Here is a 24850-nt window from a genome sequence, read left to right on the forward strand (position 1 = left end):
AAGGAGTGCTTTTTTTCATGTCCAGGTCGCTTTTAACCAACGAAACCAGTGAGCTAGATTTGCTGGATCAACGTCCTTTCGATCAAACCGACTTCGATATCCTTAAATCCTACGAAGCGGTAGTGGACGGGTTGGCGATGCTCATTGGTTCCCATTGTGAAATCGTATTGCACTCTTTGCAGGATTTGAAATGCTCGGCTATTCGCATTGCTAACGGTGAACATACGGGTCGTAAAATTGGCTCACCGATTACCGATCTGGCGTTGCGCATGCTGCATGATATGACGGGTGCGGATAGCAGCGTGTCGAAGTGTTACTTCACACGTGCGAAAAGCGGTGTCTTGATGAAGTCGGTGACGATTGCCATTCGCAACCGTGAGCATCGCGTAATTGGTCTGCTGTGTATCAATATGAACCTTGATGTTCCTTTCTCGCAGATAATGAATACCTTTATTCCACCGGAAACCCCAGAAGTGGGTTCTGCCGTGAACTTCGCCTCATCAGTGGAAGATCTGGTTACCCAGACGCTGGAGTTCACGATTGAAGAAGTGAATGCCGATCGTAACGTCTCCAACAATGCGAAGAATCGTCAGATTGTCCTGAACTTGTATGAGAAAGGTATCTTCGATATCAAAGATGCTATTAACCAAGTTGCTGACCGCCTGAACATCTCCAAGCACACGGTTTATCTTTATATTCGCCAGTTCAAGAGCGGTGATTTCCAGGGGCAAGACAAGTAATGCGCTTTGCTATCGTCGTGACTGGACCTGCTTATGGTACGCAGCAGGCGAGCAGCGCATTGCAATTTGCTCACGCATTGATTGAAGAAGGTCATGAGTTAAGCCGTGTCTTTTTCTATCGTGAAGGCGTGTATAACGCCAATCTGCTGACGTCGCCCGCCAGTGATGAATTTGATCTGGTTCGCGCCTGGCAACAGCTTAATCAACAGCATGGCGTAGAGCTAAATATCTGCGTGGCAGCGGCGCTACGCCGCGGCGTTGTTGATGAAACTGAAGCAGAGAGGTTGGCGTTGGCTGGGGCTAATTTACAAGCGGGTTTTAACCTTAGTGGGCTGGGTTCGCTCGCTGAGGCATCCCTGACGTGCGATCGCGTGGTGCAGTTCTAATGAATCGAATCGCTTTTGTATTTTCCACCGTGCCTCACGGGAGCGCATCGGGCCGTGAAGGTCTGGATGCACTACTGGCGACATCAGCACTAACAGAAGATCTCGGCGTCTTTTTTATCGGGGACGGCGTCTTCCAAATCCTGCCAGAGCAAAAACCTGATCTCATTCTGGCACGGGACTATATTGCGACCTTCAAATTGTTGGGGCTGTACGATATAGAACAATGTTGGCTGTGCGCTGCCTCATTGCGCGAACGTGGCCTTGATACGGACATGAAATTCGTTGTCGATGCGACGGTACTTGAACCTGAAGAACTGCGCCGTGAACTGGGCAACTATGACGTCATTATGAGGTTCTAAACGCGCATGCTGCATACTCTACATCGCTCAGCGTGGCTGACTGACTTCTCCTCCCTGCTGCGTCTTGTTGGCGCAGACGATGAGCTTTTATTGCTTCAGGACGGCGTGACTGCAGCCATAGAAGGCAGCCGTTTCCTTGAAACGCTGCAAAATGCCTCCATTAAGGTTTATGTACTGGAAGAAGACATTAAGGCTCGCGGGTTGGGTGGTCAAATTTCAGACAGTGTCGTCAGGGTTAGCTATACTGACTTCGTCAGACTTACGGTGAAGCATCCCAACCAGATTGCCTGGTAATTGCGGGATCGTTGTATATTTCTTGACACCTTTTCGACACCGACCTAAAATTCTGCGTCCTCATATTGTATGAGGTCGTTTTATTACGTGTTTACGAAGCAAAAGCTAAAACCAGGAGCTATTTAATGGCAACAGTTAACCAGCTGGTACGCAAACCACGCGCACGCAAAGTTGCAAAGAGCAACGTGCCTGCGCTGGAAGCCTGCCCGCAGAAACGTGGTGTATGTACCCGTGTATATACCACCACTCCTAAAAAACCAAACTCCGCACTGCGTAAAGTATGCCGTGTGCGTTTGACTAACGGTTTTGAAGTGACTTCCTACATCGGTGGTGAAGGTCACAACCTGCAGGAACACTCCGTGATCCTGATCCGTGGCGGTCGTGTAAAAGACCTTCCGGGTGTTCGTTACCACACCGTTCGTGGTGCGCTTGACTGCTCCGGCGTTAAAGACCGTAAGCAATCACGTTCCAAGTATGGCGTGAAACGTCCTAAGGCTTAATGGTTCTCCGTTAAGTAAGGCCAAACGTTTTATATTAATGTCAAACTAAACTCTTAGAGTTTTGGACAATCCTGAATTAACAACGGAGTATTCCCATGCCACGTCGTCGCGTCATTGGTCAGCGTAAAATTCTGCCGGATCCTAAGTTCGGATCAGAGCTGCTGGCTAAATTTGTAAACATCCTGATGGTAGATGGTAAAAAATCTACTGCAGAAACCATCGTATACAGCGCCCTGGAGACCCTGGCTCAGCGCTCTGGTAAAGATGGCCTGGAAGCCTTTGAAGTAGCCCTCGAAAACGTGCGCCCGACTGTCGAAGTTAAGTCTCGCCGCGTTGGTGGTTCTACTTATCAGGTACCAGTTGAAGTCCGTCCGGTTCGTCGTAATGCTCTGGCAATGCGTTGGATCGTTGAAGCTGCTCGTAAACGCGGTGATAAATCCATGGCTCTGCGCCTGGCGAACGAACTTTCTGATGCTGCAGAAAACAAAGGTACTGCAGTTAAGAAACGTGAAGACGTTCACCGTATGGCAGAAGCCAACAAGGCGTTCGCACACTACCGTTGGTAATCCCTTCGGAGTAATAGTCACCAGGCGGGCGCTTCCTGTAAGCAGCCCGCTTTGGGCTACTTAAATTGAACGCCTAAAAGATAAACGAGGAATCAAATGGCTCGTACAACACCCATCGCGCGCTACCGTAACATCGGTATCAGTGCGCACATCGACGCCGGTAAAACCACTACTACCGAACGTATTCTGTTCTACACCGGTGTAAACCATAAAATCGGTGAAGTTCATGACGGCGCAGCCACCATGGACTGGATGGAACAGGAGCAGGAGCGTGGTATTACTATCACCTCCGCAGCGACTACTGCATTCTGGTCTGGTATGGCCAAGCAGTATGAACCGCATCGCGTAAACATCATCGACACCCCGGGGCACGTTGACTTCACAATCGAAGTAGAACGTTCCATGCGTGTGCTTGATGGTGCAGTAATGGTTTACTGCGCAGTTGGTGGTGTTCAGCCGCAGTCTGAAACCGTATGGCGTCAGGCTAACAAATATAAAGTTCCACGCATTGCGTTCGTTAACAAAATGGACCGTATGGGTGCGAACTTCCTGAAAGTTGTTGGTCAGATCAAAACCCGTCTGGGCGCGAACCCTGTTCCGCTGCAGCTGGCTATTGGTGCTGAAGAACATTTCACCGGTGTTGTTGACCTGGTGAAAATGAAAGCCATCAACTGGAACGAAGAAGACGCAGGCGTAACCTTCACTTATGAAGATATTCCGGCAGACATGCAGGAACTGGCTGAAGAATGGCACCAGAACCTGATCGAGTCCGCTGCAGAAGCTTCAGAAGAGCTGATGGAGAAATACCTCGGTGGTGAAGAACTGACTGAAGAAGAGATCAAGACTGCTCTGCGTCAGCGCGTTCTGAACAACGAAATCATCCTGGTAACCTGTGGTTCTGCGTTCAAGAACAAAGGTGTTCAGGCGATGCTGGATGCGGTAATTGATTACCTGCCATCCCCAATCGACGTACCTGCGATCAACGGTATTCTGGACGACGGTAAAGATACTCCGGCTGAGCGTCACGCTAGCGATGAAGAGCCGTTTGCTGCTCTGGCATTCAAAATCGCTACCGACCCGTTCGTGGGTAACCTGACCTTCTTCCGCGTGTACTCTGGCGTGGTTAACTCCGGTGATACTGTTTACAACCCAGTGAAATCGGCTCGTGAACGTTTTGGTCGTATCGTACAGATGCACGCCAACAAGCGTGAAGAGATCAAAGAAGTTCGCGCGGGCGATATCGCGGCTGCGATCGGTCTGAAAGATGTGACAACTGGTGACACCATTTGTGATCCAGACCACGTGATCATTCTGGAGCGTATGGAATTCCCTGAGCCGGTAATCTCCATCGCGGTAGAACCGAAAACCAAAGCTGACCAGGAAAAAATGGGTCTGGCTCTGGGCCGTCTGGCTAAAGAAGACCCGTCTTTCCGCGTATGGACTGACGAAGAATCTAACCAGACCATTATCGCCGGTATGGGTGAGCTGCACCTCGACATCATCGTTGACCGCATGAAGCGTGAATTCAACGTTGAAGCGAACGTCGGTAAACCTCAGGTTGCTTACCGTGAAGCGATTCGCGCGAAAGTTACCGATATCGAAGGTAAACACGCTAAGCAGTCTGGTGGTCGCGGTCAGTACGGTCATGTTGTTATCGACATGTACCCGCTGGAGCCGGGTTCAAACCCGAAAGGCTACGAGTTCATCAACGACATCAAAGGTGGTGTAATTCCTGGCGAATACATCCCGGCCGTTGATAAAGGCATCCAGGAACAGCTGAAATCTGGCCCGCTGGCTGGCTATCCGGTTGTTGATCTGGGCGTGCGTCTGCACTTCGGTTCTTACCATGACGTTGACTCCTCTGAGCTGGCGTTTAAACTGGCTGCTTCTATCGCCTTCAAAGATGGCTTTAAGAAAGCGAAACCTGTTCTGCTTGAGCCGATCATGAAGGTTGAAGTAGAAACGCCGGAAGAGAACACTGGTGACGTCATCGGTGACCTTAGCCGTCGTCGTGGTCAGTTGAAAGGTCAGGAATCTAACGCTACTGGTGTTCAGATTCATGCTGAAGTTCCGCTGTCTGAAATGTTCGGATATGCAACTCAGCTGCGTTCTCTGACCAAAGGTCGTGCATCTTACTCTATGGAATTCCTGAAGTATGATGATGCGCCGAACAACGTTGCTCAGGCCGTAATCGAAGCCCGCGGTAAATAAGCCGCAGGTTAAAAACCAAAATCCCGTGCTCTCTCTATAAGGGGAGAGCACTATAGTAAGGAATATAGCCGTGTCTAAAGAAAAATTTGAACGTACAAAACCGCACGTTAACGTCGGCACCATCGGCCACGTTGACCACGGTAAAACTACACTGACCGCTGCAATCACCACCGTACTGGCTAAAACCTACGGCGGTTCTGCTCGTGCATTCGATCAGATCGATAACGCACCGGAAGAAAAAGCACGTGGTATCACCATCAACACTTCTCACGTTGAATATGACACCCCGTCTCGCCACTACGCACACGTAGACTGCCCGGGCCACGCCGACTATGTTAAAAACATGATCACCGGTGCTGCGCAGATGGACGGCGCGATCCTGGTTGTTGCTGCGACTGACGGCCCGATGCCGCAGACTCGTGAGCACATCCTGCTGGGTCGTCAGGTTGGCGTTCCGTACATCATCGTGTTCCTGAACAAATGCGACATGGTTGATGACGAAGAGCTGCTGGAACTGGTAGAAATGGAAGTTCGTGAACTTCTGTCTCAGTACGATTTCCCGGGCGACGATACTCCGATCGTTCGTGGTTCTGCTCTGAAAGCGCTGGAAGGCGAAGCTGAGTGGGAAGCTAAAATCGTTGAACTGGCTGGCTACCTGGATTCTTACATCCCGGAACCAGAGCGTGCGATTGACAAGCCGTTCCTGCTGCCTATCGAAGACGTATTCTCCATCTCCGGCCGTGGTACTGTTGTTACCGGTCGTGTAGAGCGCGGTATCGTTAAAGTTGGCGAAGAAGTTGAAATCGTTGGTATCAAAGAGACTGCTAAGTCTACCTGTACTGGCGTTGAAATGTTCCGCAAACTGCTGGACGAAGGCCGTGCTGGTGAGAACGTTGGTGTTCTGCTGCGTGGTATCAAACGTGAAGAAATCGAACGTGGTCAGGTACTGGCTAAGCCGGGCTCTATCAAGCCGCACACCAAGTTCGAATCTGAAGTTTATATCCTGTCCAAAGACGAAGGCGGCCGTCATACTCCGTTCTTCAAAGGCTACCGTCCGCAGTTCTACTTCCGTACTACTGACGTGACTGGTACCATCGAACTGCCGGAAGGCGTAGAGATGGTAATGCCGGGCGACAACATCAAAATGGTTGTTACCCTGATCCACCCGATCGCGATGGACGACGGTCTGCGTTTCGCAATCCGTGAAGGCGGCCGTACTGTTGGTGCGGGCGTTGTTGCTAAAGTTCTGAGCTAATTACTCGTTAATTAGTTTTGAATTGAAAAGGGCGCTTAGGCGCCCTTTTTGCTGCCTGATATTTGACACCTGTAATATTTATTCGCATTTTTCGCAAGCCGCGTCGGCATACAAACAGTATTGTGCTATTGTAATCATAACTATTCTCATTTACACTTTGCGCATAAATTGAACGGGAGCGATCATGTACGTTTGTTTGTGTAATGCGATAAGTGATAAAAAAATTCGTCAGGCTGTTCGCCAGTTTCATCCGCAATCTTTTCAACAATTACGAAAATTTATTCCTGTTGGAAATCAATGTGGTAAATGCATTCGCGCTGCGCGTGAAGTGATGCAAGATGAATTAACACAAATGCCAGAATTTAAAGAGATCGCCTAAGTCACACTCTTTTTTTTGACATCCCTGTAGCCCCATCTACGCTCTAAGAGTGGAAGCGGAGGGACTATAAAATGAAAGGTGATGTTAAAATCATAAGTTATCTCAATAAACTATTGGGAAATGAGCTTGTCGCGATCAACCAGTATTTTCTTCATGCCCGAATGTTTAAAAACTGGGGGCTGACTCGGCTCAATGATGTTGAGTACCATGAATCTATTGATGAGATGAAACACGCCGATAAATACATTGAGCGTATTTTGTTTTTAGAAGGGCTCCCAAATTTACAGGACTTGGGTAAGTTGGGGATTGGCGAAGACGTTGAGGAGATGCTTCAGTCAGATCTTCGACTTGAGCTGGATGGCGCAAAAGATTTACGTGAAGCCATTGCCTATGCCGATAGCGTTCATGACTATGTCAGTCGGGATATGATGATAGAGATCCTCACCGACGAAGAAGGGCATATCGACTGGCTCGAAACGGAGCTGGATCTGATTGGAAAACTGGGATTGCAAAATTACCTGCAGTCGCAAATTAAAGTCAGTGACTAAAAGCCCCGTACCAGATTTACCCCGCCAATAATAAAACCCGCAGCCGCCAGATAGGGTCCAAAAGGCAGCGGGTTTTTTAGTCCTTTTTTTCCGTGTCTTACATAATCAGCTCCCATCATGCAGCACGCTAAACAAGCCGCAAGGAAGACCAATAGTGGTAATGACTCCCACCGATGCCAGGCACCCAAGGCGGCGAGGAATTTTACATCACCATAGCCTAATCCCTCATACCGCCGCACCAGGCGGTAACTCCAGTAGAGCAGCGAAAATGCGCTATAGCCTGCTATGGCTCCCCAAAGTGCGTTGGATAACAGTGCCGGTTTACAGCACTGGTAGTAAATAAGACCGCACCAGAGCAGAGGGCAGGTCAACTTGTCGGGTAATAACCCGGTACGTAAATCCTGGGCCCAAAGTAGCCCGCATAATGAAATGTAGAAAAACAGAAAGGGGAGGTCGGCGTACATGCGCGAATCCTTTGTGGAAATAGATGCCACCTTCAAGAAATCGTGCTGACCATACAAGGCTTGATTGCTCATTCTGTTGGCTTCCTTCCGGAGAAATTACGATGAACAAAAACCTCTGCATTCAGAGCGGAATCGGGCTCGCATTACTGGTTGAGTGATTAATATCTACACGGCACTTGCGTAAGGCTGAGATTTACGTATAATGCGCGGGCTTGTCTAATATTGACAGCGGTTCGATATGAGCCACCGGTACTGCGAAAGCGATACCAGACAATGTTCCCAATCGGGGAACTCTGTAAGAACGGTTACACTCTCCCATCAATCGTAATGGGTTTGAGGAGTAACTATTTCGTCTATAAAATAATTGGAGCTCTGGTCTCATGCAGAACCAAAGAATCCGTATCCGTTTGAAAGCGTTTGATCATCGTCTGATCGATCAATCAACCGCGGAAATCGTCGAGACTGCCAAGCGCACTGGTGCGCAGGTTCGTGGTCCGATCCCGCTGCCGACCCGCAAAGAGCGCTTTACCGTTCTGATCTCTCCGCACGTTAACAAAGACGCGCGTGATCAGTACGAAATTCGCACTCACAAGCGTCTGGTTGACATCGTTGAGCCAACTGAAAAAACCGTTGATGCTCTGATGCGTCTGGACCTGGCTGCCGGTGTAGACGTGCAGATCAGCCTGGGTTAATCAGGTCATCGAGCGATTGAGAGGTTGATACAATGATTGGTTTAGTCGGTAAAAAAGTGGGTATGACCCGCATCTTCACTGAAGATGGCGTATCTATCCCAGTAACCGTTATCGAAGTTGAAGCAAACCGCGTTACTCAGATCAAAGATCTGGCTAACGATGGCTATCGCGCTGTTCAGGTTACCACTGGTGCTAAAAAAGCTAACCGTGTAACCAAGCCGGAAGCTGGTCACTTTGCTAAAGCTGGCGTAGAAGCTGGCCGCGGCCTGTGGGAGTTCCGTCTGGCAGATGGTGAAGAATACACCGTTGGTCAGAACATTAGCGTTGAACTGTTTGCTGACGTTAAAAAAGTTGACGTAACCGGTACCTCTAAAGGTAAAGGTTTCGCTGGTACCGTTAAGCGCTGGAACTTCCGTACCCAGGACGCGACTCACGGTAACTCCTTGTCTCACCGCGTTCCGGGTTCTATCGGTCAGAACCAGACTCCGGGCAAAGTGTTCAAAGGCAAGAAAATGGCAGGTCAGATGGGTAACGAGCGTGTCACCGTTCAGAGCCTTGACGTAGTACGCGTTGACGCTGAGCGCAACCTGCTGCTGGTTAAAGGTGGTGTTCCGGGTGCGACCGGTTGCGACCTGATCGTTAAACCAGCTGTGAAGGCGTAAGGGGATAGCAATGGAATTAGTATTGAAAGACGCGCAGAGCGCGCTGACTGTTTCCGAAACTACCTTCGGTCGTGATTTCAACGAAGCGCTGGTTCACCAGGTTGTTGTTGCTTATGCAGCTGGTGCTCGTCAGGGTACTCGTGCTCAGAAGACTCGTGCTGAAGTAACTGGTTCAGGCAAAAAGCCGTGGCGCCAGAAAGGTACCGGCCGTGCGCGTTCAGGTTCTATCAAGAGCCCGATCTGGCGTTCCGGTGGCGTAACCTTCGCTGCTCGCCCGCAGGACCACAGTCAAAAAGTTAACAAAAAGATGTACCGCGGCGCGCTGAAAAGCATTCTGTCCGAACTGGTACGTCAGGATCGTCTGATCGTTGTCGAATCATTCTCTGTAGAAGCGCCTAAAACTAAGCTGCTGGCACAGAAACTGAAAGACATGGCTCTGGAAGATGTGCTGATCATCACCGGTGAGCTGGACGAAAACCTGTTCCTGGCTGCGCGCAACCTGCACAAGGTTGACGTACGCGATGCAACTGGTATCGACCCGGTTAGCCTGATCGCCTTCGACAAAGTCGTAATGACTGCTGATGCTGTTAAGCAAGTTGAGGAGATGCTGGCATGATTCGTGAAGAACGTTTGCTGAAGGTGCTGCGCGCACCGCACGTTTCTGAAAAAGCGTCTGCTGCGATGGAAAAAACCAATACCATCGTTCTCAAAGTTGCTAAAGACGCGACCAAAGCAGAAATCAAAGCTGCTGTGCAGAAACTGTTTGAAGTCGAAGTCGAAGTCGTTAACACCCTGGTTGTTAAAGGGAAAGTTAAACGTCACGGACAGCGTATCGGTCGTCGTAGCGACTGGAAAAAAGCTTACGTCACCCTGAAGGAAGGCCAGAATCTGGACTTCGTCGGCGGCGCTGAGTAAGTCGGAGGAGTAATACAATGGCAGTTGTTAAATGTAAACCGACATCTCCGGGTCGTCGCCACGTTGTTAAAGTGGTCAACCCAGAGCTGCACAAGGGCAAACCTTTTGCTCCGCTGGTTGAAAAAAACAGCAAATCCGGTGGTCGTAACAACAATGGCCGTATCACCACTCGTCACATCGGTGGTGGTCACAAGCAGGCTTATCGTATCGTTGACTTCAAACGCAACAAAGACGGTATCCCGGCAATTGTTGAACGTCTTGAGTACGATCCGAACCGTTCCGCGAACATCGCGCTGGTTCTGTACAAAGACGGCGAACGTCGTTACATCCTGGCCCCTAAAGGCCTGAAAGCTGGCGACCAGGTTCAATCTGGCGTTGATGCTGCAATCAAAGCAGGTAACACCCTGCCGATGCGCAATATCCCGGTTGGTTCTACCGTTCATAACGTAGAAATGAAACCAGGTAAAGGCGGTCAGCTGGCACGTTCCGCTGGTACTTACGTTCAGATCGTTGCTCGTGATGGTGCTTATGTCACCCTGCGTCTGCGTTCTGGTGAAATGCGTAAAGTCGAAGCAGACTGCCGTGCAACTCTGGGCGAAGTTGGCAATGCTGAGCATATGCTGCGCGTTCTGGGTAAAGCAGGTGCTGCACGCTGGCGTGGTGTTCGTCCTACCGTTCGCGGTACTGCGATGAACCCAGTCGATCACCCACATGGTGGTGGTGAAGGTCGTAACTTTGGTAAGCACCCGGTAACTCCGTGGGGCGTTCAGACCAAAGGTAAGAAGACCCGCAGCAACAAGCGTACTGATAAATTCATCGTACGTCGCCGTAGCAAATAATTTTAGAGGATAAGCCATGCCACGTTCTCTCAAGAAAGGTCCTTTTATTGACCTGCACTTGCTGAAGAAGGTAGAGAAAGCGGTGGAAAGCGGAGACAAGAAGCCCCTGCGCACTTGGTCCCGTCGTTCAACGATCTTTCCTAACATGATCGGTTTGACCATCGCTGTCCATAATGGTCGTCAGCACGTTCCGGTATTTGTTTCCGACGAAATGGTCGGTCACAAACTGGGTGAATTCGCACCGACTCGTACTTATCGCGGCCATGCTGCTGATAAAAAAGCGAAGAAGAAATAAGGTAGGAGGAAGAGATGGAAACTTTAGCTCAACATCGCCATGCTCGTTCTTCTGCTCAGAAGGTTCGCCTTGTTGCAGACCTGATTCGCGGTAAGAAAGTGTCGCAGGCTCTGGATATTCTGACCTACACCAATAAGAAAGCGGCTGTACTGGTTAAGAAAGTCCTGGAATCTGCCATTGCTAACGCTGAACACAACGATGGCGCTGACATTGACGATCTGAAAGTTACGAAAATTTTCGTAGACGAAGGCCCTAGCATGAAGCGCATTATGCCGCGTGCAAAAGGTCGTGCAGATCGCATCCTGAAGCGCACCAGCCACATTACTGTGGTTGTGTCCGATCGCTGAGACTCTGGAGACTAGCAATGGGTCAGAAAGTACATCCTAATGGTATTCGCCTGGGTATTGTAAAACCATGGAACTCAACCTGGTTTGCGAACACCAAAGAATTCGCTGACAACCTGGACAGCGATTTTAAAGTACGTCAGTACCTGACTAAGGAACTGGCTAAAGCGTCTGTATCTCGTATCGTTATCGAGCGTCCGGCTAAGAGCATCCGTGTGACCATTCACACCGCTCGCCCGGGTATCGTTATCGGTAAGAAAGGCGAAGACGTAGAAAAACTGCGCAAAGTCGTAGCTGATATTGCTGGCGTTCCTGCCCAGATCAATATCGCCGAAGTGCGTAAGCCTGAACTGGACGCAAAATTAGTTGCTGACAGCATCACTTCTCAGCTGGAACGTCGTGTTATGTTCCGTCGTGCTATGAAGCGTGCTGTACAGAACGCAATGCGTCTGGGCGCTAAAGGTATTAAAGTTGAAGTTAGCGGCCGTCTGGGCGGCGCGGAAATCGCACGTACCGAATGGTACCGCGAAGGTCGCGTACCGCTGCACACTCTGCGTGCTGACATCGACTACAACACCTCTGAAGCGCACACCACTTACGGTGTAATCGGCGTTAAGGTATGGATCTTCAAAGGCGAGATCCTGGGTGGTATGGCTGCTGTTGAACAACCGGAACCGGCTGCTCAACCTAAAAAGCAGCAGCGTAAAGGCCGTAAATAAGGAGCGTCGCTGATGTTACAACCAAAGCGTACAAAATTCCGTAAAATGCACAAAGGCCGTAACCGCGGTCTGGCGCAGGGTACGGATGTTAGCTTCGGCAGCTTCGGTCTGAAAGCTGTTGGCCGTGGTCGTCTGACTGCCCGTCAGATCGAAGCAGCACGTCGTGCTATGACCCGTGCAGTTAAGCGTCAAGGTAAGATCTGGATCCGTGTATTCCCGGACAAACCGATCACTGAAAAGCCGCTGGCAGTGCGTATGGGTAAAGGTAAAGGTAACGTGGAGTATTGGGTTGCCTTGATTCAGCCGGGTAAAGTCCTGTATGAAATGGACGGTGTACCGGAAGAGCTGGCCCGTGAAGCATTCAAGCTGGCAGCAGCGAAACTGCCGATTAAAACCACCTTTGTAACTAAGACGGTGATGTAATGAAAGCAAAAGAGCTGCGTGAGAAGAGTGTTGAAGAGCTGAACACCGAGCTGCTGAATCTGCTGCGTGAGCAGTTCAACCTGCGTATGCAGGCTGCAAGTGGCCAGCTGCAACAGTCTCACCTGTTGAAGCAAGTGCGTCGTGATGTCGCACGCGTTAAGACTTTACTGACTGAGAAGGCGGGTGCGTAATGACCGATAAAATCCGTACTCTGCAAGGTCGCGTTGTTAGCGACAAAATGGAGAAATCCATTGTTGTTGCTATCGAACGTTTTGTGAAACACCCGATCTACGGTAAATTCATCAAGCGTACGACCAAACTGCACGTACATGACGAGAACAACGAATGCGGTACTGGTGACGTGGTTGAAATCCGCGAATGCCGTCCGCTGTCCAAGACTAAGTCCTGGACGCTGGTTCGCGTTGTAGAGAAAGCTATTCTGTAATAGAGTATGCATTCTCAACGAATAAACGGCTCAGCGATGAGCCGTTTATTTTTTCTACCCATATCGTTGAAGCGGTGTTATAATGCCGCGCCCCCGATATGGGGCTTTTTAACGACCTGATTTTCGGGTCTCAGTAGTAGTTGACATTAGCGGAGCACTAAAATGATCCAAGAACAGACTATGCTGAACGTCGCCGACAACTCCGGTGCACGTCGCGTAATGTGTATCAAGGTTCTGGGTGGCTCGCACCGTCGCTACGCAGGCGTAGGCGACATCATCAAGATCACCATCAAGGAAGCAATTCCGCGTGGTAAGGTCAAAAAAGGTGATGTGCTGAAGGCGGTAGTGGTGCGCACCAAGAAGGGTGTTCGTCGCCCGGACGGTTCTGTCATTCGCTTCGATGGTAATGCATGCGTTATTTTAAACAATAACAGTGAGCAACCTATCGGTACGCGTATTTTTGGGCCGGTAACTCGTGAACTTCGTAACGAGAAGTTCATGAAAATTATCTCTCTGGCACCAGAAGTACTCTAAGGAGCGAATCATGGCAGCGAAGATCCGTCGTGATGACGAAGTTATCGTGTTAACCGGTAAAGATAAAGGTAAACGCGGTAAAGTAAAAAATGTCCTGTCTTCCGGCAAGGTCATTGTTGAAGGTATCAACCTGGTTAAGAAACATCAGAAGCCGGTTCCGGCCCTGAACCAACCAGGCGGCATTGTAGAGAAAGAAGCAGCTATTCAGATCTCTAACCTTGCTATCTTCAACGCGGCAACCGGCAAGGCTGACCGTGTAGGCTTTAGATTCGAAGATGGCAAAAAAGTCCGTTTCTTCAAGTCTAACAGCGAAACTATCAAGTAATTTGGAGTAGTACGATGGCGAAACTGCATGATTACTACAAAGACGAAGTAGTCGCTAAACTCATGACTGAGTTTAACTACAATTCTGTCATGCAAGTCCCTCGGGTCGAGAAGATCACCCTGAACATGGGTGTTGGTGAAGCGATCGCTGACAAGAAACTGCTGGATAACGCAGCAGCTGATCTGACAGCAATCTCCGGTCAAAAGCCGTTGATCACCAAAGCACGCAAATCTGTTGCAGGCTTCAAAATCCGTCAGGGCTATCCGATCGGCTGTAAAGTAACTCTGCGTGGCGAACGCATGTGGGAGTTCTTTGAGCGCCTGATCACTATTGCTGTTCCACGTATCCGTGACTTCCGTGGCTTGTCCGCTAAGTCTTTCGACGGTCGTGGTAACTACAGCATGGGTGTCCGTGAGCAGATCATCTTCCCAGAAATCGACTACGATAAAGTCGACCGCGTGCGTGGTTTGGATATTACCATTACCACTACTGCGAAATCTGATGAAGAAGGCCGTGCTCTGCTGGCTGCCTTTGACTTCCCGTTCCGCAAGTAAGGTAGGGTTACTGAATGGCTAAGCAATCAATGAAAGCACGCGAAGTAAAGCGCGTAGCTTTAGCTGATAAGTACTTCGCAAAACGCGCTGAACTGAAGGCTATTATCTCTGATGTGAACGCGACCGACGAAGATCGTTGGAACGCAGTTCTGAAGCTGCAGTCTCTGCCGCGTGATTCCAGCCCGTCTCGTCAGCGTAACCGCTGCCGTCAAACAGGTCGTCCGCATGGCTATGTGGGCAAGTTCGGGTTGAGCCGTATTAAGCTTCGTGAAGCCGCTATGCGCGGTGAAGTACCGGGCTTGAAAAAGGCTAGCTGGTAATTACCAATTGAATCACGGGAGTAAAGACAGATGAGCATGCAAGATCCGATCGCGGATATGCTGACCCGTATCCGTAACGGTCAGGCCGCGAATAAAGCTGCGGTCACCATGCCTTCCTCCAAGCTGAAAGTGGCAATTGCCAACGTGCTGAAGGAAGAAGGTTTTATTGAAGATTTTAAAGTTGAAGGCGACACCAAGCCGGAACTGGAACTTACTCTTAAGTATTTCCAGGGTAAAGCTGTTGTAGAAAGCATTCAGCGTGTCAGTCGCCCAGGTCTGCGCATTTATAAGCGTAAAGACGAGCTGCCAAAAGTTATGGCTGGCATGGGTATCGCAGTTGTTTCTACCTCTAAAGGTGTTATGACTGATCGTGCAGCGCGCCAAGCTGGTCTTGGTGGCGAAATTATCTGCTACGTAGCCTAATCGGAGGAAAAAATGTCTCGTGTTGCTAAAGCACCGGTCGTTATTCCTGCCGGCGTTGATGTAAAAATCAGCGGTCAGGTTATTACGATCAAAGGTAAGAACGGCGAGCTGACTCGTACTCTCAACGATGCTGTTGAAGTTAATCATGCAGATAATGCACTGACCTTCGGTCCGCGTGATGGTTACGTAGATGGTTGGGCTCAGGCTGGTACCGCGCGTGCCCTGCTGAACTCAATGGTTGTCGGTGTTACCGAAGGCTTCACTAAGAAGCTGCAGCTGGTTGGTGTAGGTTACCGCGCAGCGGTCAAAGGGAATGTAGTAAACCTGGCTTTAGGTTTCTCTCATCCCGTTGATCATGAGCTGCCGGCAGGTATTACTGCAGAATGTCCGACCCAGACTGAAATCGTGCTGAAAGGCGCTGATAAACAGCTGATCGGTCAGGTTGCAGCAGATCTGCGCGCCTACCGTCGTCCTGAGCCATATAAAGGCAAGGGTGTTCGTTACGCCGACGAAGTCGTGCGTACCAAAGAGGCTAAGAAGAAGTAAGGTAACACTATGGATAAGAAATCTGCTCGTATCCGTCGTGCGACCCGCGCACGCCGCAAGCTCCAGGAGCTGGGTGCAACTCGCCTGGTGGTACATCGTACCCCGCGTCATATTTACGCACAGGTAATTGCACCGAACGGTTCTGAAGTTCTGGTAGCTGCTTCTACTGTAGAAAAAGCTATCGCTGAACAATTGAAGTACACCGGTAACAAAGACGCTGCTGCAGCTGTAGGTAAAGCTGTTGCTGAACGCGCTCTGGAAAAAGGCATCAAAGATGTATCCTTTGACCGTTCCGGGTTCCAATATCATGGTCGTGTCCAGGCACTGGCAGATGCTGCCCGTGAAGCTGGCCTTCAGTTCTAAGGTAGAGGTGTAAGATGGCTCACATCGAAAAACAAGCTGGCGAACTGCAGGAAAAGCTGATCGCGGTTAACCGCGTATCTAAAACCGTTAAAGGTGGTCGTATTTTCTCCTTCACAGCTCTGACTGTAGTTGGCGATGGTAACGGTCGCGTTGGTTTTGGTTACGGTAAAGCGCGTGAAGTTCCAGCAGCGATCCAGAAAGCGATGGAAAAAGCCCGTCGCAATATGATTAACGTCGCGCTGAACCACGGCACCCTGCAGCACCCGGTTAAGGGTACTCACACGGGTTCTCGTGTCTTCATGCAGCCGGCTTCCGAAGGTACCGGTATCATCGCCGGTGGTGCAATGCGCGCCGTTCTGGAAGTCGCTGGAGTTCGTAACGTTCTGGCTAAAGCGTATGGTTCCACCAACCCGATTAACGTGGTTCGTGCAACTATCGATGGTTTGGAAAATATGAAATCTCCGGAAATGGTCGCTGCCAAGCGTGGTAAATCCGTTGAAGAAATTCTGGGGAAATAAACCATGGCAAAGACTATTAAAATTACTCAAACCCGCAGTGCAATCGGTCGTCTGCCGAAACACAAGGCAACGCTGCTTGGCCTGGGTCTGCGTCGTATTGGTCACACCGTAGAACGCGAGGATACTCCTGCTGTTCGTGGTATGGTCAACGCGGTTTCCTTCATGGTTAAAGTTGAGGAGTAAGAGATGCGTTTAAATACTCTGTCTCCGGCCGAAGGCTCTAAAAAAGCGGCTCGCCGCCTGGGTCGTGGTATCGGTTCTGGCCTCGGTAAAACCGGTGGTCGTGGTCACAAAGGTCAGAAGTCTCGTTCTGGCGGTGGCGTACGTCGCGGGTTCGAAGGTGGTCAGATGCCTCTGTACCGTCGTCTGCCGAAATTCGGCTTCACTTCACGTAAATCAGCGATCACAGCCGAAGTTCGTCTGTCTGACCTGGCTAAAGTTGAAGGCGGTGTTGTAGACCTGAATACGCTGAAAGCAGCAAACATTATCGGTATCCAGATCGAGTTCGCGAAAGTGATCCTGGCTGGTGAAGTCACTACTCCGGTAACTGTTCGTGGCCTGCGTGTTACTAAAGGCGCTCGTGCTGCTATCGAAGCTGCTGGCGGTAAAATCGAGGAATAAGTAGCAGATGGCTAAACAACCGGGATTAGATTTTCAAAGTGCCAAAGGTGGCTTAGGCGAGCTGAAACGCAGACTGCTGTTTGTTATCGGCGCGCTGATTGTGTTCCGTATTGGCTCTTTCATTCCGATCCCTGGTATTGATGCCGCTGTACTTGCCAAACTGCTTGAGCAACAGCGAGGCACCATCATTGAAATGTTCAACATGTTCTCTGGTGGTGCTCTCAGCCGTGCTTCTATCTTTGCTCTGGGGATCATGCCGTATATTTCGGCGTCGATCATTATCCAGCTGCTGACGGTGGTTCATCCAACGTTGGCGGAAATTAAGAAAGAAGGGGAGTCTGGTCGTCGTAAGATCAGCCAGTACACCCGCTACGGTACTCTGGTGCTGGCGATATTCCAGTCGATCGGTATTGCTACCGGTCTGCCGAATATGCCTGGTATGCAAGGCCTGGTGATGAATCCAGGTTTTGCATTCTATTTCACCGCTGTTGTAAGTCTGGTTACAGGGACAATGTTCCTGATGTGGTTGGGTGAACAGATTACTGAACGTGGTATCGGCAACGGTATCTCAATCATTATCTTCGCCGGTATCGTCGCGGGACTCCCGCCAGCCATTGCCCATACTATCGAGCAAGCGCGTCAAGGCGACCTGCACTTCCTCGTGTTGCTGTTGGTTGCAGTATTAGTATTTGCAGTGACGTTCTTTGTTGTATTTGTTGAACGTGGTCAACGCCGCATTGTGGTAAACTACGCGAAACGTCAGCAAGGTCGTCGTGTCTATGCTGCACAGAGCACACATTTACCGCTGAAAGTGAATATGGCCGGGGTTATCCCAGCAATCTTCGCTTCCAGTATTATTCTGTTCCCGGCGACCATCGCGTCATGGTTCGGGGGCGGTACTGGTTGGAACTGGCTGACAACAATTTCGCTGTATTTGCAGCCTGGGCAACCGCTTTATGTGTTACTCTATGCGTCTGCAATCATCTTCTTCTGTTTCTTTTACACGGCGTTGGTTTTCAACCCGCGTGAAACAGCAGATAACCTGAAGAAGTCCGGTGCATTTGTACCAGGAATTCGTCCGGGAGAGCAAACGGCGAAGTATATCGATAAAGTAATGACCCGCCTGACCTTGGTTGGTGCGCTTTACATTACCTTTATCTGCCTGATCCCGGAGTTCATGCGTGATGCAATGAAAGTACCGTTCTACTTCGGTGGAACCTCACTGCTTATCGTTGTTGTCGTGATTATGGACTTTATGGCTCAAGTGCAAACTCTGATGATGTCAAGTCAGTATGAGTCTGCATTGAAGAAGGCGAATCTGAAAGGCTACGGCCGTTAACAGTCGCCCGAGAAGTTACGGAGAGTAAAAATGAAAGTTCGTGCTTCCGTCAAGAAATTATGCCGTAACTGCAAAATCGTTAAGCGTGATGGTGTCATCCGTGTGATTTGCAGTGCCGAGCCAAAGCATAAACAGCGCCAAGGCTGATTTATTCGCATATTTTTCTTGCAAAGTTGGGTTGAGCTGGCTAGATTAGCCAGCCAATCTTTTGTATGTCTGTGCGTTTCCATTTGAGTATCCTGAAAACGGGCTTTTCAGCATGGTGCGTACATATTAAATAGTAGGAGTGCATAGTGGCCCGTATAGCAGGCATTAACATTCCTGATCAGAAACATGCTGTGATCGCATTAACTTCGATCTACGGCGTCGGCAAGACCCGTTCTAAGGCCATTCTGGCTGCAGCGGGTATCGCTGAAGATGTTAAGATCAGTGAGCTGTCTGAAGAACAAATCGACACGCTGCGTGACGAAGTTGCCAAATTTGTCGTTGAAGGTGATCTGCGCCGTGAAGTTAGCATGAGCATCAAGCGCCTTATGGACCTTGGTTGCTATCGCGGTTTGCGTCATCGTCGTGGTCTCCCGGTTCGCGGTCAGCGTACCAAGACCAACGCACGTACCCGTAAGGGTCCGCGCAAACCGATCAAGAAATAATCGGGGTGATTGAATAATGGCAAAGGCACCAATTCGTGCACGTAAACGTGTAAGAAAACAAGTCTCTGACGGCGTGGCTCATATCCATGCTTCTTTTAACAACACCATCGTTACCATTACTGATCGTCAGGGTAACGCGCTGGGTTGGGCAACAGCCGGTGGTTCCGGTTTCCGTGGTTCTCGCAAATCCACTCCGTTTGCAGCTCAGGTTGCAGCAGAGCGTTGCGCTGAAGCCGTAAAAGAATACGGTATCAAGAATCTGGAAGTTATGGTCAAAGGACCGGGTCCAGGTCGCGAATCTACTGTTCGTGCTCTGAACGCCGCTGGTTTCCGCATCACTAATATTACTGATGTGACTCCGATCCCTCATAACGGTTGTCGTCCGCCGAAAAAACGTCGCGTATAACGCCTCGTTTCTAGGATTGTTGGAGAAAGAAAATGGCAAGATATTTGGGTCCTAAGCTCAAGCTGAGCCGTCGTGAGGGCACTGACTTATTCCTTAAGTCTGGCGTTCGCGCGATCGATACCAAGTGTAAAATTGAACAAGCTCCTGGCCAGCACGGTGCGCGTAAACCGCGTCTGTCTGACTATGGTGTGCAGTTGCGTGAAAAGCAAAAAGTTCGCCGTATCTACGGTGTGCTGGAGCGTCAGTTCCGTAACTACTACAAAGAAGCAGCACGTCTGAAAGGCAACACCGGTGAAAACCTGTTGGGTCTGCTGGAAGGTCGTCTGGACAACGTTGTATACCGTATGGGCTTCGGTGCCACTCGTGCAGAAGCACGTCAGCTGGTCAGCCATAAAGCAATTATGGTAAACGGTCGTGTTGTTAACATCGCTTCTTATCAGGTTAGTCCGAATGACGTTGTTAGCATTCGTGAGAAAGCGAAGAAGCAGTCTCGCGTGAAAGCCGCTCTGGAGCTGGCTGAGCAGCGTGAAAAGCCAACCTGGCTGGAAGTTGATGCTGGCAAGATGGAAGGTACGTTCAAGCGTAAGCCGGAGCGTTCTGATCTGTCTGCGGACATTAACGAACACCTGATCGTCGAGCTTTACTCCAAGTAAAGCTTAGTACCAAAGAGAGGACACAATGCAGGGTTCTGTGACAGAGTTTCTAAAACCGCGCCTGGTAGATATCGAGCAACTGAGTTCGACGCACGCCAAGGTGACCCTTGAGCCTTTAGAGCGTGGCTTTGGCCATACTTTGGGTAACGCACTGCGCCGTATTCTGCTCTCATCGATGCCGGGTTGTGCGGTGACCGAGGTTGAGATTGATGGTGTACTACATGAGTACAGCACCAAAGAAGGCGTTCAGGAAGATATCCTGGAAATCCTGCTCAACCTGAAAGGGCTGGCGGTGAGAGTTCAGGGTAAAGATGACGTTATTCTTACCTTGAATAAATCTGGCATTGGCCCTGTGACTGCAGCCGATATCACCCATGATGGTGATGTCGAAATCGTCAAGCCACAGCACGTGATCTGCCACCTGACCGATGAGAACGCATCTATTAGCATGCGCATCAAAGTTCAGCGCGGTCGTGGTTATGTGCCGGCTTCTACCCGAATTCATTCGGAAGAAGATGAGCGCCCAATCGGCCGTCTGCTGGTCGACGCCTGCTACAGCCCTGTAGAGCGTATTGCCTACAATGTTGAAGCTGCGCGTGTAGAACAGCGTACCGACCTGGACAAGCTGGTCATCGAAATGGAAACCAACGGCACAATCGATCCTGAAGAGGCGATTCGTCGTGCGGCAACCATTCTGGCAGAACAACTTGAAGCTTTCGTTGATTTACGTGATGTACGTCAGCCGGAAGTTAAAGAAGAGAAACCAGAGTTCGATCCGATCCTGCTGCGCCCTGTTGACGATCTGGAATTGACTGTCCGCTCTGCTAACTGCCTCAAAGCAGAAGCTATCCACTATATCGGTGATCTGGTACAGCGTACTGAGGTTGAGCTTCTTAAGACGCCTAACCTTGGTAAAAAATCTCTTACTGAGATTAAAGACGTGCTGGCTTCCCGTGGACTGTCTCTGGGCATGCGCCTGGAAAACTGGCCACCGGCAAGCATCGCTGACGAGTAACCGGATCACAGGTTAAGGTTTTACTGAGAAGGATAAGGTCATGCGCCATCGTAAGAGTGGTCGTCAACTGAACCGCAACAGCAGCCATCGCCAGGCTATGTTCCGCAATATGGCAGGTTCACTGGTTCGTCATGAGATCATCAAGACGACCCTGCCTAAAGCGAAAGAGCTGCGCCGCGTAGTTGAGCCGCTGATTACTCTTGCCAAGACTGATAGCGTAGCTAATCGTCGTCTGGCATTCGCCCGTACTCGTGATAACGAGATCGTGGCAAAACTGTTTAACGAGCTGGGCCCGCGTTTCGCGAGCCGCGCCGGTGGTTACACTCGCATTCTGAAGTGTGGCTTCCGTGCAGGCGACAATGCGCCGATGGCATACATCGAGCTGGTTGATCGCTCTGAATCGCAAGCAGAAGCTGCTGCAGAGTAATCTGTAGTAACGTAAAAAAACCCGCCCCGGCGGGTTTTTTTATATCCGAAGCACCCCAACCTATCTATACGAACTGTACTTTTTTTGTTCACCCCCTGGAGCACTGTATGTGGTTACTGGACCAGTGGGCAGAGCGCCATATTAATAACGCGCAGGCCAAAGGCGAGTTTGATGATTTACCGGGTTCCGGTGAGCCGCTTGCTCTGGATGATGATTCTCATATTCCACCGGAACTGCGAGCCGGCTACAGGTTATTAAAAAATTCGGGTTGCCTTCCTCCCGAACTTGAGCTGCGCAGAGAAGCAATTCGTCTGCTTGATATCCTTGCAGGAATTCGTAAAGATGAGGTTCAGTATGAGGAGGTAAGTCGACGTCTTTCGCTCCTTGAACTTAAACTTCGACAGGCTGGACTCAGCACCGAGTTTTTGCGTGGGGAATATGCAGAAAAACTTCTGCATCGGATTAGTGATGATTAGCGGAGGTACCATGTATCGTATTGGCGAATTAGCTAAACTGGCTGAAGTCACGCCAGATACCATCCGCTACTATGAAAAGCAGCAAATGATGGAGCATGAAGTACGCACTGAAGGTGGATTTCGACTCTATACCGAAAGCGATCTTCAACGTCTTAAATTTATTCGTTATGCCCGACAGCTTGGTTTTACTCTGGAGTCGATCCGCGAGTTACTCTCGATCCGTATCGATCCTGAGCACCATACTTGCCAGGAGTCTAAGGGAATTGTTCAGGAAAGATTAAAAGAGGTTGAAGCCCGAATTGCTGAGCTTCAGACAATGCAGCGCTCGCTACAGCGATTGAACGATGCATGCTGCGGCATGGCGCATAGCAGCGTTTACTGCTCTATTCTCGAGGCACTTGAGCAAGGCGCTAGCGGAACAAAATCAGGCTGTTGATTTATTGAACGGTCAGGTCTACACTCGCGGCGTAAATTATTACACACTGGAGAGATTATGAGTCATTATCAGCACACCAAAGGGCAGATAAAGGACAACGCCATTGAAGCACTATTGCATGACCCGCTATTCAGACAGCGAGTTGAGAAAAATAAGAAAGGAAAAGGAAGTTATCAGCGTAAAGGTAAACAAGGAAATCGGGGTAACTGGGAGGCCAGTGGCAAGAAAGTGAATCACTTTTTTACCACTGGCCTTCTTGTTTCAGTGAGTGCTTAAGAACGGTTATTTTGTTCTTTCAGCAGGTCACGTATTTCACTCAGCAACACCTCTTCTTTTGATGGGGCTGGCGGTGCTGTTGGCTCTTCAGCCTTTTTGCGATTCAGTCTGTTGATTAGCTTGATGGCCATAAAGATAGCAAAGGCAACAATAATGAAATCAAACACATTCTGAATAAACACACCGTAGTGCATCACGACCGCCGGGATATCTCCCTGCGCGTCGCGTAACGTTAAGGCAAACTGTTTAAAATCAATCCCACCAATTAACAAGCCCAGTGGTGGCATGATGATGTCGGCAACCAGTGACGAAACAATCTTACCGAATGCCGCACCAATAATGACACCCACTGCTAAATCTACAACATTCCCGCGCATCGCGAATTCGCGAAATTCTTTAATAATGCTCATTTTATTCTCCCTATGCAGCTGACGTTTATAAGTCTAACAAATGTTAAGACAATTTCCATTTATGTATTGCTGACTGGGGAATTTATTAGACCATGAAAAATAAGGGGAAATAAAAAGGGTGCTGTACTAGCACCCTCATAATTACAGAAAGAAGGGACTTGGCTGGAATAAACGTTCGACATCGGTAATAAATTTTTTATCGGTCAGGAACATAATGACGTGATCACCCTGCTCAATACGCAAGTTGTCATTAGCGATCATTACGTCATTACCCCGAACAACGGCGCCAATGATTGTTCCTGGCGGCAGCTTAATCTCGTCAATTGCACGGCCGACAACCCGGGATGTTGTTTCATCTCCGTGCGCGACAGCTTCGATGGCTTCTGCCACACCACGGCGCAACGAAGAAACGCCGACGATATCTGCTTTACGGACGTGGCTGAGCAATGCAGAGATCGTTGCTTGCTGTGGTGAAATGGCAATATCAATCACGCTGCCCTGCACCAGATCAACGTACGCCTTACGTTGAATCAGCACCATTACTTTCTTGGCGCCCATACGTTTAGCCAGCATTGCCGACATGATGTTAGCTTCGTCATCGTTAGTGACGGCAATAAACAGATCAACCTGATCAATATGCTCTTCGGCGAGCAGTTCTTGATCCGAAGCATCGCCAAAAAAGACGATCGTATTTTGTAACTTTTCAGCAAGCTCTGAAGCTCGTTGCTGATCGCGCTCGATCAACTTAACGCTGTAATCCTTTTCCAGCCGCCGAGCGAGTCCGGCACCGATATTACCGCCGCCCACAAGCATGATGCGCTTGTAGGGTTTTTCCAGACGCTGCAGTTCGCTCATCACTGCGCGAATATGTTGTGACGCTGCAATAAAGAATACTTCGTCACCTGCTTCCACGATGGTAGAGCCCTGCGGGCGAATAGGTCTGTCATGGCGGAAAATTGCCGCAACGCGGGTATCGATATGCGGCATATGCTCGCGCATAGTCGACAGTGCGTTACCGATCAGTGGACCGCCATAATAGGCTTTAACCACTGCGAGACTGACTTTACCTTCGGCAAAATTTACCACCTGTAGGGCACCAGGATATTCAATCAGCCGGTAGATGCTGTCGATAACCAGTTGCTCTGGGGCAATGAGGTGATCGATAGGTACCGCTTCGGAGTGGAAGAGTTTATCGGCATCGCGCACATAATCCGGTGACCGAATACGTGCGATACGATTAGGCGTATTGAAGAGCGAATAAGCGACCTGACAGGCGACCATATTGGTCTCATCAGAGCTGGTCACGGCGACCAGCATATCAGCGTCGTCGGCGCCAGCTTCGCGCAGTACGCGGGGATGAGAGCCATGCCCCTGCACAACGCGGAGGTCGAACTTGTCCTGCAGGCTGCGCAAGCGTTCACCGTTGGTATCGACTACCGTGATATCGTTGTTCTCGCCGACCAGGTTTTCAGCCAACGTACCACCAACTTGCCCTGCGCCCAGAATGATAATTTTCATCAGT

General features: G+C 49.9%; 44 protein-coding genes. 41 read left to right on the forward strand and 3 right to left on the reverse strand.

Annotated elements, in window-relative coordinates; translation table 11 throughout:
* Window positions 1-17: 17 nt before the first annotated feature.
* From IB214_RS01790 to bfr, 10 genes are all read left to right on the forward strand, one after another.
* On the forward strand, window positions 18-740 hold the full coding sequence (locus IB214_RS01790) for a transcriptional regulator (RefSeq protein WP_003023643.1): 723 nt from the start codon (window positions 18-20) through the stop codon (window positions 738-740).
* Entirely contained in the window at window positions 740-1126 is a 387-nt protein-coding gene (gene tusD / locus IB214_RS01795) for a sulfurtransferase complex subunit TusD (protein ID WP_115257337.1), read from the forward strand. The genes IB214_RS01790 and tusD overlap by 1 nt, the downstream gene beginning before the upstream one ends.
* The gene (gene tusC, locus IB214_RS01800; protein ID WP_096759313.1) at window positions 1126-1485 is read left to right on the forward strand and encodes a sulfurtransferase complex subunit TusC; all 360 of its coding nucleotides are present in this window, start codon (window positions 1126-1128) and stop codon (window positions 1483-1485) included. The genes tusD and tusC overlap by 1 nt, the downstream gene beginning before the upstream one ends.
* Before the next feature lie 6 nt (window positions 1486-1491).
* Window positions 1492-1779 carry a sulfurtransferase complex subunit TusB gene (gene tusB / locus IB214_RS01805; RefSeq protein WP_117342444.1) on the forward strand — a complete coding sequence of 96 codons (288 nt, stop codon included), beginning with the start codon at window positions 1492-1494 and terminating at the stop codon, window positions 1777-1779.
* 125 nt (window positions 1780-1904) lie between these two features.
* The gene (gene rpsL, locus IB214_RS01810) at window positions 1905-2279 is read left to right on the forward strand and encodes a 30S ribosomal protein S12 (RefSeq protein ID WP_003023654.1); all 375 of its coding nucleotides are present in this window, start codon (window positions 1905-1907) and stop codon (window positions 2277-2279) included.
* A 95-nt stretch (window positions 2280-2374) separates the two neighbouring features.
* The gene (rpsG, locus tag IB214_RS01815) at window positions 2375-2845 is read left to right on the forward strand and encodes a 30S ribosomal protein S7 (protein WP_016154763.1); all 471 of its coding nucleotides are present in this window, start codon (window positions 2375-2377) and stop codon (window positions 2843-2845) included.
* Window positions 2846-2941: 96 nt separating this feature from the next.
* Window positions 2942-5056, forward strand: coding sequence for an elongation factor G (gene fusA / locus IB214_RS01820; RefSeq protein WP_096759315.1), 2115 nt, complete (start codon window positions 2942-2944; stop codon window positions 5054-5056).
* Window positions 5057-5126: 70 nt separating this feature from the next.
* Window positions 5127-6311 (forward strand): elongation factor Tu, encoded by a 1185-nt coding sequence (gene tuf, locus IB214_RS01825; RefSeq protein WP_096759316.1) that lies wholly within the window; start codon window positions 5127-5129, stop codon window positions 6309-6311.
* A 184-nt stretch (window positions 6312-6495) separates the two neighbouring features.
* Window positions 6496-6690 (forward strand): bacterioferritin-associated ferredoxin, encoded by a 195-nt coding sequence (gene bfd / locus IB214_RS01830; RefSeq protein WP_003031111.1) that lies wholly within the window; start codon window positions 6496-6498, stop codon window positions 6688-6690.
* A 71-nt stretch (window positions 6691-6761) separates the two neighbouring features.
* Window positions 6762-7238 (forward strand): bacterioferritin, encoded by a 477-nt coding sequence (bfr, locus tag IB214_RS01835; protein ID WP_115257340.1) that lies wholly within the window; start codon window positions 6762-6764, stop codon window positions 7236-7238.
* On the opposite strand, the gene IB214_RS01840 is transcribed toward bfr, so the two are convergent.
* Window positions 7235-7702, reverse strand: a complete 468-nt coding sequence (locus IB214_RS01840; RefSeq protein ID WP_117344031.1) for an A24 family peptidase — start codon at window positions 7700-7702, stop codon at window positions 7235-7237. The two genes, bfr and IB214_RS01840, sit on opposite strands and share 4 nt — an antisense overlap.
* A gap of 380 nt (window positions 7703-8082) precedes the next feature.
* Between IB214_RS01840 and rpsJ the strand changes: the two genes are divergently transcribed.
* The 31 genes from rpsJ (at window position 8083) to arfA (ending at window position 22918) form a co-directional block, all read left to right on the forward strand.
* Entirely contained in the window at window positions 8083-8394 is a 312-nt protein-coding gene (rpsJ, locus tag IB214_RS01845) for a 30S ribosomal protein S10 (protein ID WP_001181005.1), read from the forward strand.
* A 32-nt stretch (window positions 8395-8426) separates the two neighbouring features.
* Window positions 8427-9056, forward strand: a complete 630-nt coding sequence (rplC, locus tag IB214_RS01850) for a 50S ribosomal protein L3 (RefSeq protein WP_096759318.1) — start codon at window positions 8427-8429, stop codon at window positions 9054-9056.
* A 10-nt stretch (window positions 9057-9066) separates the two neighbouring features.
* On the forward strand, window positions 9067-9672 hold the full coding sequence (gene rplD / locus IB214_RS01855; protein ID WP_003031119.1) for a 50S ribosomal protein L4: 606 nt from the start codon (window positions 9067-9069) through the stop codon (window positions 9670-9672).
* A complete protein-coding gene (gene rplW / locus IB214_RS01860; protein WP_004868363.1) occupies window positions 9669-9971 on the forward strand; it encodes a 50S ribosomal protein L23 in 303 nt (100 codons plus the stop codon). Before rplD ends, rplW begins: the two co-directional genes overlap by 4 nt.
* 17 nt (window positions 9972-9988) lie before the next feature.
* Window positions 9989-10810: a 50S ribosomal protein L2 gene (gene rplB, locus IB214_RS01865; protein WP_038634702.1), complete on the forward strand. Its 822-nt coding sequence runs from the start codon at window positions 9989-9991 to the stop codon at window positions 10808-10810.
* Window positions 10811-10826: 16 nt separating this feature from the next.
* Entirely contained in the window at window positions 10827-11105 is a 279-nt protein-coding gene (gene rpsS, locus IB214_RS01870; RefSeq protein WP_001138115.1) for a 30S ribosomal protein S19, read from the forward strand.
* Between the two features lie 14 nt (window positions 11106-11119).
* Window positions 11120-11452, forward strand: a complete 333-nt coding sequence (gene rplV, locus IB214_RS01875; protein ID WP_000448832.1) for a 50S ribosomal protein L22 — start codon at window positions 11120-11122, stop codon at window positions 11450-11452.
* Window positions 11453-11469: 17 nt separating this feature from the next.
* Window positions 11470-12168, forward strand: a complete 699-nt coding sequence (rpsC, locus tag IB214_RS01880) for a 30S ribosomal protein S3 (RefSeq protein ID WP_006817277.1) — start codon at window positions 11470-11472, stop codon at window positions 12166-12168.
* 12 nt (window positions 12169-12180) lie between these two features.
* Complete coding sequence (rplP, locus tag IB214_RS01885; RefSeq protein WP_000941212.1) at window positions 12181-12591, forward strand: 50S ribosomal protein L16; 411 nt, start codon at window positions 12181-12183, stop codon at window positions 12589-12591.
* Complete coding sequence (rpmC, locus tag IB214_RS01890) at window positions 12591-12782, forward strand: 50S ribosomal protein L29 (protein WP_000644742.1); 192 nt, start codon at window positions 12591-12593, stop codon at window positions 12780-12782. The genes rplP and rpmC overlap by 1 nt, the downstream gene beginning before the upstream one ends.
* Window positions 12782-13036: a 30S ribosomal protein S17 gene (gene rpsQ, locus IB214_RS01895; protein ID WP_017460070.1), complete on the forward strand. Its 255-nt coding sequence runs from the start codon at window positions 12782-12784 to the stop codon at window positions 13034-13036. Before rpmC ends, rpsQ begins: the two co-directional genes overlap by 1 nt.
* 162 nt (window positions 13037-13198) lie before the next feature.
* Window positions 13199-13570: a 50S ribosomal protein L14 gene (gene rplN, locus IB214_RS01900; RefSeq protein ID WP_000613954.1), complete on the forward strand. Its 372-nt coding sequence runs from the start codon at window positions 13199-13201 to the stop codon at window positions 13568-13570.
* Window positions 13571-13580: 10 nt separating this feature from the next.
* On the forward strand, window positions 13581-13895 hold the full coding sequence (gene rplX, locus IB214_RS01905) for a 50S ribosomal protein L24 (protein WP_003031122.1): 315 nt from the start codon (window positions 13581-13583) through the stop codon (window positions 13893-13895).
* Window positions 13896-13909: 14 nt separating this feature from the next.
* Window positions 13910-14449, forward strand: a complete 540-nt coding sequence (rplE, locus tag IB214_RS01910) for a 50S ribosomal protein L5 (protein ID WP_003031123.1) — start codon at window positions 13910-13912, stop codon at window positions 14447-14449.
* Between the two features lie 14 nt (window positions 14450-14463).
* Complete coding sequence (gene rpsN, locus IB214_RS01915; protein WP_003031125.1) at window positions 14464-14769, forward strand: 30S ribosomal protein S14; 306 nt, start codon at window positions 14464-14466, stop codon at window positions 14767-14769.
* A 30-nt stretch (window positions 14770-14799) separates the two neighbouring features.
* Window positions 14800-15192 (forward strand): 30S ribosomal protein S8, encoded by a 393-nt coding sequence (gene rpsH, locus IB214_RS01920; protein WP_003031127.1) that lies wholly within the window; start codon window positions 14800-14802, stop codon window positions 15190-15192.
* A 12-nt stretch (window positions 15193-15204) separates the two neighbouring features.
* A complete protein-coding gene (rplF, locus tag IB214_RS01925) occupies window positions 15205-15738 on the forward strand; it encodes a 50S ribosomal protein L6 (protein WP_096759319.1) in 534 nt (177 codons plus the stop codon).
* A gap of 9 nt (window positions 15739-15747) precedes the next feature.
* Window positions 15748-16101, forward strand: coding sequence for a 50S ribosomal protein L18 (gene rplR / locus IB214_RS01930; RefSeq protein WP_000358960.1), 354 nt, complete (start codon window positions 15748-15750; stop codon window positions 16099-16101).
* A gap of 14 nt (window positions 16102-16115) precedes the next feature.
* Window positions 16116-16619: a 30S ribosomal protein S5 gene (rpsE, locus tag IB214_RS01935; RefSeq protein ID WP_003031131.1), complete on the forward strand. Its 504-nt coding sequence runs from the start codon at window positions 16116-16118 to the stop codon at window positions 16617-16619.
* A 3-nt stretch (window positions 16620-16622) separates the two neighbouring features.
* Complete coding sequence (rpmD, locus tag IB214_RS01940) at window positions 16623-16802, forward strand: 50S ribosomal protein L30 (RefSeq protein WP_001140434.1); 180 nt, start codon at window positions 16623-16625, stop codon at window positions 16800-16802.
* A 3-nt stretch (window positions 16803-16805) separates the two neighbouring features.
* A complete protein-coding gene (gene rplO / locus IB214_RS01945) occupies window positions 16806-17240 on the forward strand; it encodes a 50S ribosomal protein L15 (protein ID WP_096759320.1) in 435 nt (144 codons plus the stop codon).
* Window positions 17241-17247: 7 nt separating this feature from the next.
* A complete protein-coding gene (secY, locus tag IB214_RS01950; RefSeq protein ID WP_001118864.1) occupies window positions 17248-18579 on the forward strand; it encodes a preprotein translocase subunit SecY in 1332 nt (443 codons plus the stop codon).
* Window positions 18580-18609: 30 nt separating this feature from the next.
* Window positions 18610-18726: a 50S ribosomal protein L36 gene (gene rpmJ / locus IB214_RS01955; RefSeq protein WP_000868187.1), complete on the forward strand. Its 117-nt coding sequence runs from the start codon at window positions 18610-18612 to the stop codon at window positions 18724-18726.
* Between the two features lie 146 nt (window positions 18727-18872).
* The gene (gene rpsM, locus IB214_RS01960) at window positions 18873-19229 is read left to right on the forward strand and encodes a 30S ribosomal protein S13 (RefSeq protein ID WP_003031135.1); all 357 of its coding nucleotides are present in this window, start codon (window positions 18873-18875) and stop codon (window positions 19227-19229) included.
* Window positions 19230-19245: 16 nt separating this feature from the next.
* Complete coding sequence (rpsK, locus tag IB214_RS01965) at window positions 19246-19635, forward strand: 30S ribosomal protein S11 (protein ID WP_003031137.1); 390 nt, start codon at window positions 19246-19248, stop codon at window positions 19633-19635.
* 32 nt (window positions 19636-19667) lie between these two features.
* A complete protein-coding gene (gene rpsD, locus IB214_RS01970; protein WP_003031138.1) occupies window positions 19668-20288 on the forward strand; it encodes a 30S ribosomal protein S4 in 621 nt (206 codons plus the stop codon).
* 25 nt (window positions 20289-20313) lie between these two features.
* Window positions 20314-21303 carry a DNA-directed RNA polymerase subunit alpha gene (gene rpoA, locus IB214_RS01975; RefSeq protein ID WP_096755434.1) on the forward strand — a complete coding sequence of 330 codons (990 nt, stop codon included), beginning with the start codon at window positions 20314-20316 and terminating at the stop codon, window positions 21301-21303.
* Window positions 21304-21343: 40 nt separating this feature from the next.
* Entirely contained in the window at window positions 21344-21730 is a 387-nt protein-coding gene (gene rplQ, locus IB214_RS01980; RefSeq protein WP_042395993.1) for a 50S ribosomal protein L17, read from the forward strand.
* A 107-nt stretch (window positions 21731-21837) separates the two neighbouring features.
* Entirely contained in the window at window positions 21838-22206 is a 369-nt protein-coding gene (locus IB214_RS01985) for a DUF1992 domain-containing protein (RefSeq protein ID WP_117344029.1), read from the forward strand.
* A gap of 10 nt (window positions 22207-22216) precedes the next feature.
* Window positions 22217-22642: a Zn(2+)-responsive transcriptional regulator gene (gene zntR / locus IB214_RS01990; protein ID WP_045448272.1), complete on the forward strand. Its 426-nt coding sequence runs from the start codon at window positions 22217-22219 to the stop codon at window positions 22640-22642.
* A 57-nt stretch (window positions 22643-22699) separates the two neighbouring features.
* Window positions 22700-22918: an alternative ribosome-rescue factor ArfA gene (gene arfA / locus IB214_RS01995; protein WP_117344028.1), complete on the forward strand. Its 219-nt coding sequence runs from the start codon at window positions 22700-22702 to the stop codon at window positions 22916-22918.
* Here the strand turns inward: arfA and mscL are convergent.
* Together mscL and trkA are read right to left on the reverse strand one after the other, a co-directional pair.
* The gene (gene mscL / locus IB214_RS02000; protein ID WP_096755437.1) at window positions 22915-23328 is read right to left on the reverse strand and encodes a large-conductance mechanosensitive channel protein MscL; all 414 of its coding nucleotides are present in this window, start codon (window positions 23326-23328) and stop codon (window positions 22915-22917) included. The two genes, arfA and mscL, sit on opposite strands and share 4 nt — an antisense overlap.
* Before the next feature lie 141 nt (window positions 23329-23469).
* Window positions 23470-24846 carry a Trk system potassium transporter TrkA gene (gene trkA, locus IB214_RS02005; protein WP_096755438.1) on the reverse strand — a complete coding sequence of 459 codons (1377 nt, stop codon included), beginning with the start codon at window positions 24844-24846 and terminating at the stop codon, window positions 23470-23472.
* Window positions 24847-24850 lie beyond the last annotated feature (4 nt).

Source organism: Citrobacter sp. C1 (assembly GCF_014596895.2).
GTDB lineage: Bacteria > Pseudomonadota > Gammaproteobacteria > Enterobacterales > Enterobacteriaceae > Citrobacter > Citrobacter gillenii.

Excerpts from the sequence above, each read along its gene's own strand:
- IB214_RS01790 (WP_003023643.1), top strand. The coding sequence starts at position 18 with ATGTCCAGGTCGCTTTTAACCAACGAAACCAGTGAGCTAGATTTGCTG.
- tusD (WP_115257337.1), top strand. The coding sequence starts at position 740 with ATGCGCTTTGCTATCGTCGTGACTGGACCTGCTTATGGTACGCAGCAG.
- tusC (WP_096759313.1), top strand. The coding sequence starts at position 1,126 with ATGAATCGAATCGCTTTTGTATTTTCCACCGTGCCTCACGGGAGCGCA.
- tusB (WP_117342444.1), top strand. The coding sequence starts at position 1,492 with ATGCTGCATACTCTACATCGCTCAGCGTGGCTGACTGACTTCTCCTCC.
- rpsL (WP_003023654.1), top strand. The coding sequence starts at position 1,905 with ATGGCAACAGTTAACCAGCTGGTACGCAAACCACGCGCACGCAAAGTT.
- rpsG (WP_016154763.1), top strand. The coding sequence starts at position 2,375 with ATGCCACGTCGTCGCGTCATTGGTCAGCGTAAAATTCTGCCGGATCCT.
- fusA (WP_096759315.1), top strand. The coding sequence starts at position 2,942 with ATGGCTCGTACAACACCCATCGCGCGCTACCGTAACATCGGTATCAGT.
- bfd (WP_003031111.1), top strand. The coding sequence starts at position 6,496 with ATGTACGTTTGTTTGTGTAATGCGATAAGTGATAAAAAAATTCGTCAG.
- bfr (WP_115257340.1), top strand. The coding sequence starts at position 6,762 with ATGAAAGGTGATGTTAAAATCATAAGTTATCTCAATAAACTATTGGGA.
- IB214_RS01840 (WP_117344031.1), bottom strand. The coding sequence starts at position 7,702 with ATGTACGCCGACCTCCCCTTTCTGTTTTTCTACATTTCATTATGCGGG.
- rpsJ (WP_001181005.1), top strand. The coding sequence starts at position 8,083 with ATGCAGAACCAAAGAATCCGTATCCGTTTGAAAGCGTTTGATCATCGT.
- rplC (WP_096759318.1), top strand. The coding sequence starts at position 8,427 with ATGATTGGTTTAGTCGGTAAAAAAGTGGGTATGACCCGCATCTTCACT.
- rplD (WP_003031119.1), top strand. The coding sequence starts at position 9,067 with ATGGAATTAGTATTGAAAGACGCGCAGAGCGCGCTGACTGTTTCCGAA.
- rplW (WP_004868363.1), top strand. The coding sequence starts at position 9,669 with ATGATTCGTGAAGAACGTTTGCTGAAGGTGCTGCGCGCACCGCACGTT.
- rplB (WP_038634702.1), top strand. The coding sequence starts at position 9,989 with ATGGCAGTTGTTAAATGTAAACCGACATCTCCGGGTCGTCGCCACGTT.
- rpsS (WP_001138115.1), top strand. The coding sequence starts at position 10,827 with ATGCCACGTTCTCTCAAGAAAGGTCCTTTTATTGACCTGCACTTGCTG.
- rplV (WP_000448832.1), top strand. The coding sequence starts at position 11,120 with ATGGAAACTTTAGCTCAACATCGCCATGCTCGTTCTTCTGCTCAGAAG.
- rpsC (WP_006817277.1), top strand. The coding sequence starts at position 11,470 with ATGGGTCAGAAAGTACATCCTAATGGTATTCGCCTGGGTATTGTAAAA.
- rplP (WP_000941212.1), top strand. The coding sequence starts at position 12,181 with ATGTTACAACCAAAGCGTACAAAATTCCGTAAAATGCACAAAGGCCGT.
- rpmC (WP_000644742.1), top strand. The coding sequence starts at position 12,591 with ATGAAAGCAAAAGAGCTGCGTGAGAAGAGTGTTGAAGAGCTGAACACC.
- rpsQ (WP_017460070.1), top strand. The coding sequence starts at position 12,782 with ATGACCGATAAAATCCGTACTCTGCAAGGTCGCGTTGTTAGCGACAAA.
- rplN (WP_000613954.1), top strand. The coding sequence starts at position 13,199 with ATGATCCAAGAACAGACTATGCTGAACGTCGCCGACAACTCCGGTGCA.
- rplX (WP_003031122.1), top strand. The coding sequence starts at position 13,581 with ATGGCAGCGAAGATCCGTCGTGATGACGAAGTTATCGTGTTAACCGGT.
- rplE (WP_003031123.1), top strand. The coding sequence starts at position 13,910 with ATGGCGAAACTGCATGATTACTACAAAGACGAAGTAGTCGCTAAACTC.
- rpsN (WP_003031125.1), top strand. The coding sequence starts at position 14,464 with ATGGCTAAGCAATCAATGAAAGCACGCGAAGTAAAGCGCGTAGCTTTA.
- rpsH (WP_003031127.1), top strand. The coding sequence starts at position 14,800 with ATGAGCATGCAAGATCCGATCGCGGATATGCTGACCCGTATCCGTAAC.
- rplF (WP_096759319.1), top strand. The coding sequence starts at position 15,205 with ATGTCTCGTGTTGCTAAAGCACCGGTCGTTATTCCTGCCGGCGTTGAT.
- rplR (WP_000358960.1), top strand. The coding sequence starts at position 15,748 with ATGGATAAGAAATCTGCTCGTATCCGTCGTGCGACCCGCGCACGCCGC.
- rpsE (WP_003031131.1), top strand. The coding sequence starts at position 16,116 with ATGGCTCACATCGAAAAACAAGCTGGCGAACTGCAGGAAAAGCTGATC.
- rpmD (WP_001140434.1), top strand. The coding sequence starts at position 16,623 with ATGGCAAAGACTATTAAAATTACTCAAACCCGCAGTGCAATCGGTCGT.
- rplO (WP_096759320.1), top strand. The coding sequence starts at position 16,806 with ATGCGTTTAAATACTCTGTCTCCGGCCGAAGGCTCTAAAAAAGCGGCT.
- secY (WP_001118864.1), top strand. The coding sequence starts at position 17,248 with ATGGCTAAACAACCGGGATTAGATTTTCAAAGTGCCAAAGGTGGCTTA.
- rpmJ (WP_000868187.1), top strand. The coding sequence starts at position 18,610 with ATGAAAGTTCGTGCTTCCGTCAAGAAATTATGCCGTAACTGCAAAATC.
- rpsK (WP_003031137.1), top strand. The coding sequence starts at position 19,246 with ATGGCAAAGGCACCAATTCGTGCACGTAAACGTGTAAGAAAACAAGTC.
- rpsD (WP_003031138.1), top strand. The coding sequence starts at position 19,668 with ATGGCAAGATATTTGGGTCCTAAGCTCAAGCTGAGCCGTCGTGAGGGC.
- rpoA (WP_096755434.1), top strand. The coding sequence starts at position 20,314 with ATGCAGGGTTCTGTGACAGAGTTTCTAAAACCGCGCCTGGTAGATATC.
- rplQ (WP_042395993.1), top strand. The coding sequence starts at position 21,344 with ATGCGCCATCGTAAGAGTGGTCGTCAACTGAACCGCAACAGCAGCCAT.
- IB214_RS01985 (WP_117344029.1), top strand. The coding sequence starts at position 21,838 with ATGTGGTTACTGGACCAGTGGGCAGAGCGCCATATTAATAACGCGCAG.
- zntR (WP_045448272.1), top strand. The coding sequence starts at position 22,217 with ATGTATCGTATTGGCGAATTAGCTAAACTGGCTGAAGTCACGCCAGAT.
- arfA (WP_117344028.1), top strand. The coding sequence starts at position 22,700 with ATGAGTCATTATCAGCACACCAAAGGGCAGATAAAGGACAACGCCATT.
- mscL (WP_096755437.1), bottom strand. The coding sequence starts at position 23,328 with ATGAGCATTATTAAAGAATTTCGCGAATTCGCGATGCGCGGGAATGTT.
- trkA (WP_096755438.1), bottom strand. The coding sequence starts at position 24,846 with ATGAAAATTATCATTCTGGGCGCAGGGCAAGTTGGTGGTACGTTGGCT.